General features: G+C 62.7%; 7 protein-coding genes and 3 rRNA genes. 4 read left to right on the plus strand and 6 right to left on the minus strand.

Annotated features, from left to right (window positions below; genetic code table 11):
• Positions 1-85 precede the first annotated feature (85 nt).
• Entirely contained in the window at positions 86-1,168 is a 1,083-nt protein-coding gene (locus AC2JAJ_RS03875; RefSeq protein WP_486414205.1) for an ABC transporter ATP-binding protein, read from the plus strand.
• Between the two features lie 128 nt (positions 1,169-1,296).
• On the plus strand, positions 1,297-2,712 hold the full coding sequence (locus tag AC2JAJ_RS03880) for a DUF4032 domain-containing protein (protein ID WP_221387181.1): 1,416 nt from the start codon (positions 1,297-1,299) through the stop codon (positions 2,710-2,712).
• Positions 2,713-2,715: 3 nt separating this feature from the next.
• Here AC2JAJ_RS03880 and AC2JAJ_RS03885 read toward each other — a convergent pair whose 3' ends face one another.
• A complete protein-coding gene (locus AC2JAJ_RS03885) occupies positions 2,716-4,086 on the minus strand; it encodes an FAD-binding oxidoreductase (protein WP_486414204.1) in 1,371 nt (456 codons plus the stop codon).
• Positions 4,087-4,269: 183 nt separating this feature from the next.
• On the opposite strand from AC2JAJ_RS03885, the gene AC2JAJ_RS03890 reads away from it, so the two are divergent.
• Together AC2JAJ_RS03890 and AC2JAJ_RS03895 are read left to right on the plus strand one after the other, a co-directional pair.
• Entirely contained in the window at positions 4,270-6,003 is a 1,734-nt protein-coding gene (locus AC2JAJ_RS03890; RefSeq protein WP_486414203.1) for a glycoside hydrolase family 13 protein, read from the plus strand.
• 1 nt (position 6,004) lies between these two features.
• Positions 6,005-7,069 (plus strand): LacI family DNA-binding transcriptional regulator, encoded by a 1,065-nt coding sequence (locus AC2JAJ_RS03895; protein ID WP_486414202.1) that lies wholly within the window; start codon positions 6,005-6,007, stop codon positions 7,067-7,069.
• On the opposite strand, the gene AC2JAJ_RS03900 is transcribed toward AC2JAJ_RS03895, so the two are convergent.
• The 5 genes from AC2JAJ_RS03900 to AC2JAJ_RS03920 all read right to left on the minus strand — a co-directional run bounded on the left by AC2JAJ_RS03900 (position 7,066) and on the right by AC2JAJ_RS03920 (position 17,356).
• Entirely contained in the window at positions 7,066-7,551 is a 486-nt protein-coding gene (locus AC2JAJ_RS03900; RefSeq protein WP_486414201.1) for an SRPBCC family protein, read from the minus strand. The two genes, AC2JAJ_RS03895 and AC2JAJ_RS03900, sit on opposite strands and share 4 nt — an antisense overlap.
• A 188-nt stretch (positions 7,552-7,739) precedes the next feature.
• Positions 7,740-7,856: ribosomal RNA gene (gene rrf, locus AC2JAJ_RS03905) — 5S ribosomal RNA — on the minus strand.
• Between the two features lie 171 nt (positions 7,857-8,027).
• A 23S ribosomal RNA gene (locus tag AC2JAJ_RS03910) occupies positions 8,028-11,156 on the minus strand.
• Between the two features lie 515 nt (positions 11,157-11,671).
• A 16S ribosomal RNA gene (locus tag AC2JAJ_RS03915) occupies positions 11,672-13,193 on the minus strand.
• The 16S, 23S and 5S rRNA genes sit together here, the layout of an rRNA operon.
• Positions 13,194-13,672: 479 nt before the next feature.
• Positions 13,673-17,356 carry a 1,4-alpha-glucan branching enzyme gene (locus AC2JAJ_RS03920; protein ID WP_486414200.1) on the minus strand — a complete coding sequence of 1,228 codons (3,684 nt, stop codon included), beginning with the start codon at positions 17,354-17,356 and terminating at the stop codon, positions 13,673-13,675.
• Position 17,357: the final 1 nt, after the last annotated feature.

The raw sequence follows: 17,357 nt of genomic DNA on the forward strand, positions 1-17,357 counted from the left end.
CACTTGCTTTAACCCAACTGAATAAACATGAACCATTCACAACGGATCGTCCGGCACGTACCTGCCGGTGAAGGGATTGATAACTGTGGCTACAGTTACTTTTGACAACGCTACGCGTCTGTACCCGGGCACAGATAAGCCCGCCGTCGATAAGCTCAACATCGACATCGCCGATGGCGAATTCCTGGTCCTCGTTGGACCCTCCGGTTGCGGTAAGTCCACCTCCCTGCGCATGCTTGCAGGCCTTGAGGACGTCAACGCGGGCCGCATCCTGATCGGTGACCGTGACGTCACGGACGTTCCGCCCAAGGACCGCGACATTGCGATGGTCTTCCAGAACTACGCGCTGTACCCGCACATGACTGTGGCCGACAACATGGGCTTCGCCCTCAAGATCGCCGGTGTGCCCAAGGAAGAGCGCGCCGAGCGCGTCCGTGAGGCCGCCAAGCTCCTTGACCTGGAGCAGTACCTGGACCGCAAGCCGAAGGCACTCTCCGGCGGCCAGCGCCAGCGTGTCGCCATGGGCCGCGCCATCGTCCGTAACCCCCAGGTCTTCCTCATGGATGAGCCGCTGTCCAACCTGGACGCCAAGCTCCGTGTCCAGACCCGCACCCAGATCGCATCCCTGACCCGCCGCCTGGGCGTCACCACCGTTTACGTGACGCACGACCAGGTTGAGGCAATGACCATGGGTGACCGCGTCGCCGTGCTCAAGGACGGCCTCCTGCAGCAGGTCGACACCCCGCGCAACCTCTACGACCGCCCGAAGAACGTTTTCGTTGCAGGCTTCATAGGCTCGCCGGCCATGAACCTGCTGGAACTGCCCGTGGTCGACGGCGGCGTCCAGTTCGGCGGCACCGTTTACCCTGTGCCGCGGGACGTCCTCGAAGAAGCCCACGGCTCCACCGTCACGCTCGGCAGCCGCCCCGAAGACCTCGAAACCGCTCCGCACGGTGAAGGCCTGAAGGTTGAGGTCGACGTCGTCGAAGAGCTCGGTGCTGACGCCTACGTTTACGGTCACACCACGCTCGACGGCAAGGACCACGACATCGTGGCACGCGTCGACGGCCGCCGTCCTCCGATGAAGGGCGAGGCCATCTACGTCCGTCCGCAGTCGGGCCACGTGCACCTGTTCGACACCAAGACCGGCCTGCGCCTGGGCGACTGATCGCCAACCGGCACTAACGCAACCGACGGCGGCCCGCACCCTTATGCAATGGTGCGGGCCGCCGTCGGCCGTTAACGACGCCTTCGCAGAATTTAGCCGCCCTGCCCCGAGTACGGAAGAATTGAGCCATGACCGAGGAATACAGCGCCCAGTGGCACGATGAGCCCACCGACTACGAGCAGATCGGCAAGCTGCCACGGTTCGTCGCCGCCAGCGCGGACGACAACAAGGCCGCAGTTTCCTCGTCCCTGAACATCACGGCCGCCGCGGCGGATCCTGAACTGCTGGACCTGCCCTGGCACATAGCCTTGGAGGACTGGCCGGCGCAGTACCTCGCAGCGCTGCCGCGGGGCATCTCCCGCCACATCGTGCGCTTCGCCCACCTGGGCGGCTCAGTCATTGCCATCAAGGAAACCTCCGAGCACGTGGCACGGCACGAATACCACATGCTCCGCAAGCTCGCGCGGCTGGATGTCCCCTGTGTGGAGCCGGTCGCGGTCATCACCGGCCGCACCACCCCGGACGGGCGCCCGCTCAACCCTGTCCTGGTGACCCGGCACCTTAAATTCTCCATGCCCTACCGCGCCCTCTTCTCCCAGATGCTGCGCAAGGACACCCTCACCCGCCTCATTGACGCGCAGGCCCTCCTCATGGTGCGGCTGCACCTGATCGGCTTCTATTGGGGCGACGTGTCACTGTCCAACACCCTGTTCCGCCGCGATGCCGGCGCGTTCGCCGCCTACCTGGTGGACGCCGAAACCGGCGAACTGTACCCGGACCTTTCGACAGGCCAGCGCGAGTACGACCTGGAAATCGCCCGCGTCAACATAGCCGGTGAGCTCATGGACCTGCTGGACGGCGGGCTGATCGAGGAAAAAGTGGATCCCGTGGCCACGAGCGAACTCATCATGGACAGCTACCGGCGCCTGTGGGCGGAACTGACGGAGAAGGAGTCCTTCGAGCTCGGCGAACGCTGGCGGGTGGGGGCACGCATCCGCCGCCTGAACGAACTCGGCTTCGACGTCGAGGAATACGCCATCAAGACCACGCAGAACGGTTCCACCATCCAGCTGCAGCCCAAGGTGGTGGACGCCGGGCACCACCAGCGGCGGCTGCTGCGGCTCACGGGCCTGGACGCCCAGGAGAACCAGGCCCGCCGGCTGCTTAACGACATGGACTCCTTCCGGGCGGACAACAACCCGGAAATGGATGAGGAATACAGTGCACACCTCTGGGTGAGCCAGATCTTCGAGCCGATCGTCCGCTCCATCCCGAGGGATCTTTCCGGCAAGCTGGAGCACGCCGAGGTGGTCCATGAGGTCCTGGAACACCGCTGGTACATGTCGGAAAAGCAGGAGCGGCACATTCCGCTGGCCGAGGCCGTCCAGTCCTACATCGACTCGATCCTGCGCCACCGCCGGGATGAGGCCGCCATCATGCTGAACCCGGACACGGAGCTGCTGAAGATCCTCGAGGTGGAGAACGAGGAATCCCGCTACGGCCCTGATGAATCCGAAGACGAGTATCCCGACTCCGACGACTGACCCTTAGATCGCCTTTCCGGGATTGAGGATCCCGGCGGGATCAAACAGGTCCTTGATCCTGCGCTGCAGCTCACGGACCGGTTCGGGCTGCTCCTGGCCCAGCCACCGCAGCTTGTATTGCCCCACGCCGTGCTCGCCCGTGATGGTGCCGCCCATCTCCAGCGCGGCGGTGATGGATTCGTCGAGCGCAGCCTGCAGCCGGTCCATCGCGGCGGCATCGATGTCCGGCCCCAGACGGTCGATCCAAAAGGTGGGGTGCAGGTTGCCGTCCCCTGCGTGCGCCACCACCTTCAGGTGCACCTGCTGGGCCGCGGCCATTGCTTCGAGGGCAGCAACGTAGTCCACCAGGCGTGAGCGGGGGACGGCGACGTCCTCCCCCACGCGGTATTCGTCGTCCACCTCGGTGCCCCGGCTGTGCCGGCGCAGTTCCACCAGCCGCTCCGCCTCCGCGTTGGCCTCGCTGGTGACAGTTGCTCCGCCTGCCCGCAAAACCTCGCGCACCACGTCCGCTTCCGCGGCGGCACCGAACCCGTCGGTCTGGACCAGGAGCAGGGCGGTGCCCCGGGCACTCAGGTCCGAACCGTGGATCCCGTCCAGCTGGGCCAGCGTGCCGCCGTCGAGCAGTTCCATGATGGCCGGCTGGACGCGTGCTTTGCCCACCGCCAGGACCCCGGCAGCGGCGAGCCGGAAGTCGGGGTAGAACGCCGCGATGGTGTGGACTTCCCGGGGCAGGTACTTCAGCCGCACGGTGATTCCGACGACGATGCCCAGGGTCCCTTCCGAACCCACGAAGAGGCCCGTCAGATCGTAGCCGGCGACTCCCTTGAAGGTTTGGTGCCCGGTATGGATGAGGGAACCGTCAGCCAGGACGACATCCAGAGCCAGGACCGAATCCCGGGTGACGCCGTACTTGGCGCAGCGCAGGCCACCGGCGTTGGTGGCAACATTGCCGCCAATGGTGGAGCTGCGGAAGCTGGCGGGATCGGGGGCGTACATCAAGCCATGCTGTGCGGCGGCCTCATTGAGTACGGCGTTGACCACGCCGGGTTCCACTACCGCGGTTTCATCGTCGGGGTTCAGGGACAGGATGCGGTCCATCCGCTCCAGCGACAGGATGATGCAGTCGCGGGTGGCGTGGGCGCCGCCTGACACTCCGGTACCGGCGCCCCGGGCCACCACGGCAACGCCGAGGTCGGCGCAGGCCTTCACCGCCGCCTGCACCTCGGGGACGGATTCGGGAAAGACGACGGCAAGCGGCAGCTGGAAATCTATGACCGGCGCCTGGTCCACTGCGTAGCGCCGGAGCGCGGCCTCGGTTGTGTCCACCCGCCCGGGCCCGAGGATGCTGCCCAGCTCGTCACCAATGCTTCCCACAGAGCCTCCACCCGTCGTCGCGATCTGGCCCAGTTTATGACGGACGGAGTCCTCTGTTGCGCGGCCTCGGCTGGAAGCGTTTCCAGCGGCTGACCTGCTAATACGCTCAAGGACGCAAAACCTGCCGCGCTTGGAGCGTGTAAGCGTTTTCATTTTTGAGCGCGGGAGCTTATGCTGGCAGACATGTCAGTCGATACTGTGATCGAGGCCACTTCCCCGGCGACGGGGCCCCTCACGCCCATCCACACCGCCGACACTGCGCCTGGCTGGTGGCGCTCCGCGGTGATCTACCAGGTCTACCCGCGATCCTTCCGCGACCTCAACGGGGACGGGGTGGGCGACCTCGCCGGCATCACCGAAGAACTGCCCCAACTTGCAGAGCTCGGCGTCGACGCGGTGTGGCTGTCGCCCTTCTACCGCTCCCCCCAGCGCGACGCCGGGTACGACGTCAGCGACTACTGCGACGTCGACCCGATCTTCGGAACCCTCGGGGACTTCGACGTCATGATGGCCGAGTCCCACCGGCTGGGCCTGCGGATGATCGTCGATCTGGTTCCCAACCATTGCTCAGATCAGCACGCCGCCTTCCAGGCTGCCCTGGCGGCGCCGGCCGGAAGCCCGGAGCGCGACATGTTCATCTTCCGCGACGGTGCGGGCGAGGGCGGACACGAGCCGCCGAATAACTGGCAGTCGCACTTCGGCGGCCCCGCCTGGACCCGGGTTGCCGGGCCGGACGGCCAACCCGACCAGTGGTACCTGCACCTCTTCGATTCCTCGCAGCCCGACTTCAACTGGGACAACCCCGCCGTGCACGCGGAGTTTGAACGCGTGCTCCGCTTCTGGCTGGACCGCGGCGTTTCCGGCTTCCGGGTGGACGTGGCTCACGCCCTGGTCAAGGCTCCCGGCCTGCCTGCCTGGGGCGGCCGGGCCGACGGTTCCAGCACTGACGGCTTCCCCGGCCACGAGGCACCGATGTTCGGGCAGCCGGCGCTGCACGACATCTACCGGAGGTGGCGGGAGGTCCTTGATGAGTACGGCCCGGACCGCATCCTGTGCGCCGAGGCCAACGTCGATCCGCTGCCGCGGCTGGCAAACTGGGTCCGTCCTGACCAGATGCACCAGGCCTTCAACTTCCCGTACCTCCACGCAGGTCTGGACATCCACCGGATGCGCACCGTGGTGACGGATTCCCTGATGGCCTTGGACGCGGTGGGAGCGCCAAGCACCTGGGTGCTTTCCAACCACGACGTCGTCCGGCACGCCAGCAGGTTCGGCTACGACGGGCATGGGCCCCGCGACGGCGACGGCATCGGCCCCTTCGATCCCCAGCCGGACACCACATTGGGCCGCCACCGCGCTGCTGCCGCATCGCTTTTCATGCTGGGACTTCCCGGCGCCGCGTACCTCTACCAGGGGGAGGAACTGGGGCTGCCCGACGGCACCGACATCCCGGAGCACCTCCGCCAGGACCCCACCTTCGCCCGTACCGGTGGGGAACGGCTGGGGCGGGACGGCTGCCGTGTCCCACTCCCCTGGCGGGCAGCCGAACCCCACCTTGGTTTCGGCGCCGGGGAGAGCCCCTGGTTGCCGTTCCCGGCATCCTTCGCGGAGCTCGCCCGTGACCTGCAGGCGGGCTCGCCGTCGTCCCATCTTTCCCTGTACCGGGAGATCCTGCGCCAGCGCCGGGCCCTGGACCTGGGACGCGGTTCCCTGGCCTGGGCCGAGACCTGGTGCACCAGTTCCTCGCTGGCGTATGTCAACGGCACTACCCTTGTCCTCATGAACCTCAACCACGACCCCTTGGAGCTGCCCGCGGGCCAGGTCCTGCTGCGCAGCGCTTCCCCTGACGATGCACGGTGCCTGGCTTCAGGTGAGACTGCCTGGATCCGCCTTGAATCCGGGGCGCCCACAGACTGACATGGGGGGAATCAAGGAGGTTGCGGACAGGGCCGGACTGTCCGTCGCGACTGTTTCACGGGCGCTGGGCGGCAAGGCGAACGTGTCCGCCAAAAGCCGGCAGCGCGCCGAGGAGGCTGCGCGTGAACTGGGATTCGTTCCCTCGTACCACGCCTCCAGCCTGGCCTCGGGCCGCAACCACAACATCGGACTGGTGGTCCCCTCCGTCCACCGTTGGTATTTCTCCTCCGTGCTCGAAGGCGTCTCAGAGACCCTGCTGGATGCCGGCTACGACCTCACGCTCTACAACGTCGGGGAGCTTCCGGAGCGGCGCGACAGCGTCCTGAACGACTTCCTGCTGCGTAAACGGCTGGACGCCGTCATTGCGGTTGCCCTGGTGCTTGGCGAAGACGAAATCCAGCAGCTCCTGGCGGTCCACCGGCCGATCGTGGGAATCGGCGGGACGCTGCCGGGTGCTGCGAGCATCAGGATCGACGATGCCGGTCTTGCGTCGCAGCTGACCAATCACCTGATCCGCTTGGGCCACACCCGGATAGCGCACCTGACGGGAAACAAGGAACTGAACCGCGACTTCAAGCTCCCCGGGATCCGGCAGCGCGGTTTCCTGGCCGCCATGGAGGGGGCCGGCCTGCCCGTGCATCCTGGCTGGCTGGTGCCCGCAGACTTCACGATCCACGGCGCATACGCGGCGGCGAGGCAGCTGCTCGGAACCGCCGCGGAGCGGCCCACTGCCATATTTGCCGCCTCCGACGAGATGGCGGTCGGCACGATACTGGCCGCCCGCGACTATGGACTCCGGGTACCGGAGGAGCTGTCCGTTGTGGGCATGGACGGACATGAGCTGGGTGAGACGTTCGGCCTGACCACCATCGACCAGGACCCGCACGGCCAGGGGAAGCTTGCCGCGGCCACGGCGCTGGCCCTGCTGGACAACGTCGGGCCGGCACGCGTGCGGGAGGCGGGCGACGGCGGGACGGCGGCTTCCGGGGGAAGCGACCAGGAATTCCCCACGGACTTCATCATCCGCAGCAGTACGGCCGTGCCGCCGGCCGGCCAGCAGGCCTAAGCGCCCATGAAGCGGGCATACCGGGCCAGGATATCGGGCCAGGCCGCGGCGTAGCGCGCACGCGCCGCCCGGGGATCTTCCGCGCCTTCCCAGCCCTCGTGGAAGATACGCACTTCCGTGCCTTCGCCCTCAGGATGGAAAACCACCAGCAATTCGGTGGAATAGAGTGCGGTTGAACCGGGGTGCCACGTGGCGTGGAAGGAAAATGGGGGCTGCCAGTCATCCAGCGTGCCCCAGATGCTGGTCCTGCCGTCGTCGGCGGTCTCCAGGATGAGGTTCTCCTCAAACTCCACGTAGGAGCTGGCACCGTACACGCCGTGGTCCTCAAGCGGCCACCAAAGATGCGTATGGTCGGTGAAGCCGGCGAAAGCATGTGCCACTCCCCCGGGGACCACAACCGAGTTCACCAATGGCTCGAGATCGGCGGCACCGTCAGTTCCGTTCGCCGCCGGTTCCTGTGCATGGCTGAAGAGGCTGTCCATGATGCTCAATGTTAGTCCACCTACCTGGCCCTCCGACGCGGCATCACGTCCTGCCGCTCCCCCGCGGACGCGTTATCAGGCCGTCTGCCAGCGGGGGTGTCGGGAAGTGGTGTTCGGCTTTTTGGTGGGTGGTGTTTTAAATGTGGGAGGCCCCAACCGTGTGGTTGGGGCCTCGACCATTGGTGTGTGTCCGGCGGTGTCCTACTCTCCCACACCCTCCCGGGTGCAGTACCATCGGCGCTGTGGGTCTTAGCTTCCGGGTTCGGAATGGGACCGGGCGTTTCCCCCACGCTATGACCGCCGTAACCCTGTTACCCGGACCGTCAGCCGTGGCTGGGGTTGGGAAATCTTGTGTGGTTACGACTTGCTGTCCTGGGACAGCATGGTGGTGTTGTTATTCAGTTAATTGGTTCCACCAGCAACGGGGGTTGTTGGTTGGGAACCACATAGTGGACGCAAGCAGAATGTGTTTCTGTGTGGTGTAAGTTGTTGGCCTATTAGTACCGGTCAGCTTCACGAGTCGTTAGTCCTCGCTTCCACATCCGGCCTATCAACCCAGTGGTCTGGCTGGGGGCCTCTCACACATAAATGTGTATGGAAATCTCATCTTGAAGCGAGCTTCCCGCTTAGATGCTTTCAGCGGTTATCCCATCCGAACGTAGCTAATCAGCGGTGCACTTGGCAGTACAACTGACACACCAGAGGTTCGTCCGTCCCGGTCCTCTCGTACTAAGGACAGCCCTTCTCAAATTTCCTGCGCGCGCAGCGGATAGGGACCGAACTGTCTCACGACGTTCTAAACCCAGCTCGCGTACCGCTTTAATGGGCGAACAGCCCAACCCTTGGGACCTACTCCAGCCCCAGGATGCGACGAGCCGACATCGAGGTGCCAAACCATGCCGTCGATATGGACTCTTGGGCAAGATCAGCCTGTTATCCCCGAGGTACCTTTTATCCGTTGAGCGACGGCCATTCCACAATGTACCGCCGGATCACTAGTCCCGACTTTCGTCCCTGCTCGAGATGTCTCTCTCACAGTCAAGCTCCCTTGTGCACTTACACTCGACACCTGATTGCCAACCAGGCTGAGGGAACCTTTGGGCGCCTCCGTTACTTTTTAGGAGGCAACCGCCCCAGTTAAACTACCCATCAGGCACTGTCCCTGACCCGGATTACGGGCCGAAGTTAGATGTCCAAAGTGACCAGAGTGGTATTTCAACGATGACTCCACCCGAACTGGCGTCCGGGCTTCAACGTCTCCCACCTATCCTACACAAGCCACTCCGAACACCAATACCAAACTATAGTAAAGGTCTCGGGGTCTTTCCGTCCTGCTGCGCGTAACGAGCATCTTTACTCGTACTGCAATTTCGCCGAGTTTATGGTTGAGACAGCGGGGAAGTCGTTACTCCATTCGTGCAGGTCGGAACTTACCCGACAAGGAATTTCGCTACCTTAGGATGGTTATAGTTACCACCGCCGTTTACTGGGGCTTAAATTCTCAGCTTCGCCGTGAGGCTAACCGGTCCTCTTAACCTTCCAGCACCGGGCAGGAGTCAGTCCGTATACATCGTCTTGCGACTTCGCACGGACCTGTGTTTTTAGTAAACAGTCGCTTCCCCCTGGTCTCTGCGGCCCCGATCCCCTCCCGGACGCGCAGTCCGTTCAAGGTTGGGGCCCCCCTTCTCCCGAAGTTACGGGGGCATTTTGCCGAGTTCCTTAACCATAATTCTCTCGATCGCCTTGGTATTCTCTACCTGATCACCTGTGTCGGTTTGGGGTACGGGCGGCTAAAACCTCGCGTCGATGCTTTTCTCGGCAGCATAGGATCACCAAATCCCCCCATACGGGGGTCCCATCAGATCTCAGGCATCATGAACAGCGGATTTGCCTACCGTTCGCCCTACATCCTTAGACCGGGACAACCATCGCCCGGCTCGGCTACCTTCCTGCGTCACACCTGTTAATACGCTTGCCTCCCGGGATCAGGTCCTGCGCTCCACCAAAACCCTTCACCCACAAGGGGTGTCGGGCAGGTTTCGGGCAGTTAGTATCCCCCGCTCAGCATGGGCGGTTTTTCGCCGGTACGGGAATATCAACCCGTTGTCCATCGACTACGCCTGTCGGCCTCGCCTTAGGTCCCGACTTACCCAGGGCAGATTAGCTTGACCCTGGAACCCTTGATCATTCGGCGGACGGGTTTCTCACCCGTCTTTCGCTACTCATGCCTGCATTCTCACTCGTGTAGGCTCCACCGCTGGTTTACACCGCGACTTCACCGCCCACACGACGCTCCCCTACCCATCCACACTCCTGAACCACAAAGGCTTAGAGATATGTGTGAATGCCACAACTTCGGCGGTGTACTTGAGCCCCGCTACATTGTCGGCGCGGAATCACTTGACCAGTGAGCTATTACGCACTCTTTTAAGGGTGGCTGCTTCTAAGCCAACCTCCTGGTTGTCTGGGCAACTCCACATCCTTTCCCACTTAGCACACGCTTAGGGGCCTTAGTTGGTGGTCTGGGCTGTTTCCCTCTCGACTATGAAGCTTATCCCCCACAGTCTCACTGCTGCGCTCTCACTTACCGGCATTCGGAGTTTGGCTGACGTCAGTAACCTTGTAGGGCCCATTAGCCATCCAGTAGCTCTACCTCCGATAAGAAACACGCAACGCTGCACCTAAATGCATTTCGGGGAGAACCAGCTATCACGAAGTTTGATTGGCCTTTCACCCCTACCCACAGCTCATCCCCTCCATTTTCAACTGAAGTGGGTTCGGTCCTCCACGACGTCTTACCGTCGCTTCAACCTGGCCATGGGTAGATCACTTCGCTTCGGGTCTAGATCACGCCACTCACACGCCCTATTCAGACTCGCTTTCGCTACGGCTGCCCCACACGGGTTAACCTCGCGACGTAACACTAACTCGCAGGCTCATTCTTCAAAAGGCACGCCGTCACAGCTACAAGGCTGCTCCGACGGATTGTAAGCACACGGTTTCAGGTACTGTTTCACTCCCCTCCCGGGGTACTTTTCACCTTTCCCTCACGGTACTGGTCCGCTATCGGTCATTAGGGAGTATTTAGGCTTATCAGGTGGTCCTGACAGATTCGCACGGGATTTCTCGGGCCCCGTACTACTTGGGATACTCTCACAGGCGGCACAAACGCATTACGGTTACGGGACTAACACCCTCTCTGGCCGGCCTTTCAAAACCGTTCACCTATGCGCGCACATCACACCCCACCAGCCCGGCAGAACTGGTATGGAAAGTCCCACAACCCCGACCATGCAACGCCCGCCGGCTATCACACATGGAACGGTTTAGCCTGATCCGCGTTCGCTCGCCACTACTAACGGAATCACTATTGTTTTCTCTTCCTGCGGGTACTGAGATGTTTCACTTCCCCGCGTTCCCCCCACGCACCCTATGTGTTCAGGTACGGGTCACCAAGTCACTCGCGCGCTTGGCGGGGTTTCCCCATTCGGACACCCTGGGATCACAGTCCGGTTATCGACTCCCCCAGGCTTATCGCAGATTCCTACGTCCTTCATCGGCTCCTAATGCCAAGGCATCCACCGTGTGCTCTTAAAAACTTGACCACAAAGATCAAAAACAAAAAACACTCGAGAGAACCACAGAAACTGTCCCGCGCACCCAAAAGGCACACGAACCAGATCCAGGTTCATAATCTTGGAAATTGCTTCTTATACAAGATGCTCGCGTCCACTATGTAGTTCTCAAACAACAACCCCACACCACACACCCCACACACAAACCCCCCAAAAGGGATCAAACATGCGTGAAAGCGTCGCGGCAGGGAAACCAGAAACAAAGTCCCACACAACAACCCCCACCAGGAGAGCCACCACATGGTCCTGTTGCCTCAGGACCCAACAGTGTGCCATAACCAACCACCAGGAAACCCGCCCCACCGTTCCAGAACCACACAAATGGTTCGTACTAGAGAAGAACAAGACACCCAGTGCCCGGCAAATTCGTTGATATTCCACCCATGAGCACCCGCCGCAGAACAGACGCCTGCGCAACGGGCTTGCTTCCTGACAACACCACACCACCGCATACACGATGAATGGTTGCTGTAGGTGCTCCTTAGAAAGGAGGTGATCCAGCCGCACCTTCCGGTACGGCTACCTTGTTACGACTTAGTCCCAATCGCCAGTCCCACCTTCGACAGCTCCCTCCCACAAGGGGTTAGGCCACCGGCTTCGGGTGTTACCAACTTTCGTGACTTGACGGGCGGTGTGTACAAGGCCCGGGAACGTATTCACCGCAGCGTTGCTGATCTGCGATTACTAGCGACTCCGACTTCATGGGGTCGAGTTGCAGACCCCAATCCGAACTGAGACCGGCTTTTTGGGATTAGCTCCACCTCACAGTATCGCAACCCTTTGTACCGGCCATTGTAGCATGCGTGAAGCCCAAGACATAAGGGGCATGATGATTTGACGTCGTCCCCACCTTCCTCCGAGTTGACCCCGGCAGTCTCCTATGAGTCCCCGGCCGAACCGCTGGCAACATAGAACGAGGGTTGCGCTCGTTGCGGGACTTAACCCAACATCTCACGACACGAGCTGACGACAACCATGCACCACCTGTAAACCGGCCCCAAAGGGGAAACCACATTTCTGCGGCGGTCCGGTCCATGTCAAGCCTTGGTAAGGTTCTTCGCGTTGCATCGAATTAATCCGCATGCTCCGCCGCTTGTGCGGGCCCCCGTCAATTCCTTTGAGTTTTAGCCTTGCGGCCGTACTCCCCAGGCGGGGCACTTAATGCGTTAGCTACGGCGCGGAAAACGTGGAATGTCCCCCACACCTAGTGCCCAACGTTTACGGCATGGACTACCAGGGTATCTAATCCTGTTCGCTCCCCATGCTTTCGCTCCTCAGCGTCAGTTAATGCCCAGAGACCTGCCTTCGCCATCGGTGTTCCTCCTGATATCTGCGCATTTCACCGCTACACCAGGAATTCCAGTCTCCCCTACATCACTCTAGTCTGCCCGTACCCACCGCAGATCCGGAGTTGAGCCCCGGACTTTCACGGCAGACGCGACAAACCGCCTACGAGCTCTTTACGCCCAATAATTCCGGATAACGCTTGCGCCCTACGTATTACCGCGGCTGCTGGCACGTAGTTAGCCGGCGCTTCTTCTGCAGGTACCGTCACTTTCGCTTCTTCCCTACTGAAAGAGGTTTACAACCCGAAGGCCGTCATCCCTCACGCGGCGTCGCTGCATCAGGCTTGCGCCCATTGTGCAATATTCCCCACTGCTGCCTCCCGTAGGAGTCTGGGCCGTGTCTCAGTCCCAGTGTGGCCGGTCACCCTCTCAGGCCGGCTACCCGTCGTCGCCTTGGTAGGCCATTACCCCACCAACAAGCTGATAGGCCGCGAGTCCATCCAAAACCACAAAAGCTTTCCACCAACCACCATGCGATGGAAGGTCATATCCGGTATTAGACCCAGTTTCCCAGGCTTATCCCAGAGTCAAGGGCAGGTTACTCACGTGTTACTCACCCGTTCGCCACTAATCCACCCACAAGTGGGCATCATCGTTCGACTTGCATGTGTTAAGCACGCCGCCAGCGTTCATCCTGAGCCAGGATCAAACTCTCCGTTGAAAACAAACAGACACAACCAAAACCAGTGGAAATAACACCAGAAAAGGCTGCACAAAATTTGAAACCAGCTAAAAAACCATGCCAACCACGGGGTGGCGGCACAGCAAATTCAACCAATTCATAAAAAATCGGTATCAACAAACATGGCACACTATTGAGTTCTCAAACAACAGACACACCCGGCACCACCCAAACCAAACATTCAGGATCGCTCCGGAGCAACTTTCCAAACTTACCCGCTGACTTCACTCTTGTCAAACCGGCCACCGCGAACTTCCTCAGCGAGATGCTTGGGGTTCCGGTTTTCCGTCTGACTTCGTGGATCAGCGCGGAAATAAACTCTACCACCACTCTTCCGGGATGGCCAATCCAGGCTCGGGGACTCCTCCCCCGGTCGTCTTCAGGACAGCAAAAAGCCCGGAATCACGGGGGATCCCAGGCTTTCTACTGTCCTGAAGACGGAGGTGTCCGGCCCGCCGTCAGCTTCCGGCCGAAGCTCCGGGCTTGAAGAACGAAGCTCCCAGCGGGGGAAGCGTAACGGTCAGCGTTGCCGGCTGCCCGTCCTGCCCTTCATCAGTGGCCTTCAGCTCGCCAGTGTTGAGGACGCCGGACCCGCCGTAGGTGGCGTGGTCCGTGTTGAGGACCTCCGTCCAGACACCGGAAACCGGAACTCCCAGGGTGTAACCCACGTGCGGAGCACCCGAGAAGTTGATGGCGCAGACGATCGGGTCGCCGTCGGCACCCCAGCGGATGAACGACAGGACATTCCTGTCCGCGTCTCCCCCGTTGATCCATTGGAACCCGGCCGGAACATTGTCCTGGGTGTACAGGGCCGGCGTCGCCTTGTACAGCTCGTTCAGGTCCTTGGTCAGCAGCTGCAGGCCCTTGTGCGCGGGGATGTCCGCGAGCCACCAGTCCAGGCCGTGCTGCTCGGACCACTCCGCTTCCTGGCCGAATTCGGTGCCCATGAAGATGAGCTGCTTGCCGGGGTGGGCCCACTGGTAGGCGAGGAAGGCGCGGAGGTTGGCCAGCTGCTGCCAGCGGTCGCCCGGCATCTTGCGCAGCATGGAACCCTTGCCGTGGACTACTTCATCGTGGCTGATGGGCAGCAGGAAGTTCTCCGTGAACGCGTACACCAGCGAGAACGTGACCGTGCCGTGGTGCCACTTACGGTTGACCGGGTCCTCGGAGGCGTACTTGAGGGAATCGTGCATCCAGCCCATGTTCCATTTCAGGCCGAAGCCCAGTCCGCCGTGGCTGGTGGGGGCAGTGACCCCGGGGAATGCGGTGGATTCCTCCGCGATCATGACGGCACCCGGGTGCGTCTTGTAGACCGTCGCGTTGACTTCCTGGAGGAAGGAGATGGCCTCAAGGTTCTCCCGGCCGCCGAAGCGGTTGGGCCGCCACTGGCCTTCCTGGCGCGAGTAGTCGAGGTAAAGCATGGACGCCACGGCGTCCACGCGCAGGCCATCGATGTGGAACTCGTCCAGCCAGTAGAGCGCGTTCGCCACCAGGAAGTTCCGCACCTCGGTACGTCCGAAGTCGAAGATCAGCGTGCCCCAGTCGGGGTGCTCGCCGAGGGCCGGGTCGGAGTGCTCGTAGAGGGCCTCGCCGTCGAACTTCGCCAGAGCCCACGAGTCCTTGGGGAAGTGCGCGGGCACCCAGTCCAGCAGGACGCCGATCCCGGCCTGGTGGAGGGTGTCCACCAGGTAGCGGAACTCATCCGGGTGGCCGAACCTGGAGGTCGGGGCGTAGTACGACGTGACCTGGTAACCCCAGGAGCCGCCGAACGGGTGCTCGGCCACGGGCATGAATTCCACGTGGGTGAAGCCAAGCCACTTCACGTACTCCACCAGTTCCTTGGCGAGTTCGCGGTAGCCGAGCCCCAGGCGCCAGGACCCGAGGTGCACCTCGTAGACGCTCATCGCGGAGTTGTGCGGGTCACGCTTGGCCCGGGCCGCCATCCATTCGTCGTCCTTGAACGCGTAGGAGCGTTCCACCACGCGGGACGCCGTCAGCGGCGGCACCTCGGTGTTGAATGCCAAGGGGTCGGCCTTCTCCACCCAGTACCCGCCCCGGGTCAGGATTTCGAATTTGTAGCATGCCCCTGCCGTAACCCCAGGGAGGAAGACTTCCCAGACCCCGGACGACCCCAGCGAGCGCATCGAGTGTTCGCGTCCGTCCCAGGCGTTGAAGTCGCCCTTGACCCGGACTGCCTGCGCGTTCGGCGCCCAGACAGCGAACGAGACACCATCAACGTCCCCCATCGAAGACTTGTAGTGCTGCACGTGGGCGCCCAGGACTTCCCAGAGTTTCTCGTGCCGGCCCTCGCCGATCAGGTGCAGGTCCACCTCACCCACCGTCGGCAGGTAGCGGTACGGCTCGTCCACCGTGACCGGGTCCTTCCCGGGGTAGGTGACGGAAAGCCGGTAGTCGGGAACATGGCCCTGCTGCGGCGGTTCAAGCACTGCCACCCACACCCCGTGCGCTTCGTGCTGCATGGGAACCTCGCCGCCGGCGGTGACGACGGCGACCGCGTCAGCGAGGTGCTTCACGGTGCGGATGGTGACATGACCGTAGTCATCGAGGTGCGCGCCCAGGACTGAATGGGGGGCATGGTGTTCGCCGTTTGCGATCCGGCCCAGGGTGCCTTCATCCACGTGCAGCGGCACCCCCGGGCGGTCAGTTCGTGCTGAGCCTGTCATTTCGTTACCTTCCGATGCTGCACCGGCCTGATCGCCGGTGCCGTTGCCGCTCAAAAGCCGCCTGGCGGCGTTCACTGGGATCGCCAGCCAGTCGGGCCTGTTACGCATTTCATAAACAACTTCGTACAGCGCCTTGTCCAGCCACAATGCCACAAACAGGGGCGAGGTCCGGTCAACCGTACCCGGGATGACCCCCGAATAACCCTCGAGGAAGGCGTCGGCGCAGTCGTCCACCCAGGAATCCGGAACCTGGGCGCCCTCCTGCTCGCGCTGGGCCGCCCCGGCCGCATAGTCGAACGACCGCAGCATGCCCACGACGTCGCGCAGGGGCACGTCCGGCACGTTCCGCTCGGCGATGGGCCGCAGCGGTTCACCCTCGAAATCGAGGATGGCCCAGCGGGACTGGTCGCCCGTTTGCCCGGTGACCTGGAGGATCTGGCCGAGGTGGAGGTCGCCGTGGATGCGCTGGAGGGGGCTGTCGGGTGCGGCATCGAGGCCTTCCAGCAGGGCGTCCAGCGCCTGGTCATAGGGGCCGACGGCGGAACGGGCTTCCGCCCATGCGCTGCGGACCCGCTGGGCAACAGCCTGCCCCACTGACGGTCCAGTTTCCGTCCCGGCCGATTGCCCCAGCGTTTCCGCGAGCCGGCGGTGAACGGTGGCGGTGGCCGCACCCAGGGCTCTTGCCTCGGAGGTGAAGTCGGTTCCCGAGCGGGCCGCATCGACGGCCAACCGCCAAGCGTCGCGGCCGCCGACAAGGAACTCGTGGGCCACCGCCAATTCGCCCTGGACAGGCTTGGTGCCCTGGCCGTTGCCGGGTTTGGCCAGCCACTCGCCGCGGACCCAGCCGAGGGTGGCCGGAACTTCAGCAGTGCCGGCGTTGGTCAGCGCTGCCCCGACTTCGATTTCGGGGTTTGTGCCGTCCGAAAGCACGCGGAAGAACTTCACCATCGCCGCCGATTCGCCGTCGTCAACAATGACGGAACTGTTCGACTGCTCACCGCTCAGGACCTTCACCACGCCCTTGGCTGTGGGCAGGCGGTAGGGGCCCTCTACGCGGTACCCCCTGGCGCTTCCGTTCGGTGCCTTTTCCTCCTGCCGGATCAGTTCCAGCCAGGCGCCCACGAATTCGGGGTCGTGCACTGCGTCGTAAACCCAGGGGCGGGACGGATCTGTTCCCGCGGCTTCCCCGACGAGCGCGCGCTCCATGCCGCCCGCAGGTGCCGGGCGGAAGCTGAGGGGTACCTGGACCACCGCAGTCCGCGTGCCGCCGTCGGGCGCCTCCGTGGTGACGTTCAGCAGGAAGACTGCCAGCGCGGCGTGGCCGGTGGGATCTTCCAGGCCCAGGCTGCCTGCCTGGGACATTTGGAAGTCGGGAGACTTGACGGGGAACCACCGCTGCCGGGGCAGCCATTCCTTGAGCAGCGCGGTCAGGGCGGGAGTGAGGATTGGCTGGTTCATC

The sequence above is a fragment of the Arthrobacter sp. MOO21 genome, from assembly GCF_057369995.2.

Excerpts from the sequence above, each read along its gene's own strand:
- AC2JAJ_RS03920 (WP_486414200.1), bottom strand. The coding sequence starts at position 17,356 with ATGAACCAGCCAATCCTCACTCCCGCCCTGACCGCGCTGCTCAAGGAA.
- AC2JAJ_RS03880 (WP_221387181.1), top strand. The coding sequence starts at position 1,297 with ATGACCGAGGAATACAGCGCCCAGTGGCACGATGAGCCCACCGACTAC.
- AC2JAJ_RS03900 (WP_486414201.1), bottom strand. The coding sequence starts at position 7,551 with ATGGACAGCCTCTTCAGCCATGCACAGGAACCGGCGGCGAACGGAACT.
- AC2JAJ_RS03895 (WP_486414202.1), top strand. The coding sequence starts at position 6,005 with ATGGGGGGAATCAAGGAGGTTGCGGACAGGGCCGGACTGTCCGTCGCG.
- AC2JAJ_RS03890 (WP_486414203.1), top strand. The coding sequence starts at position 4,270 with ATGTCAGTCGATACTGTGATCGAGGCCACTTCCCCGGCGACGGGGCCC.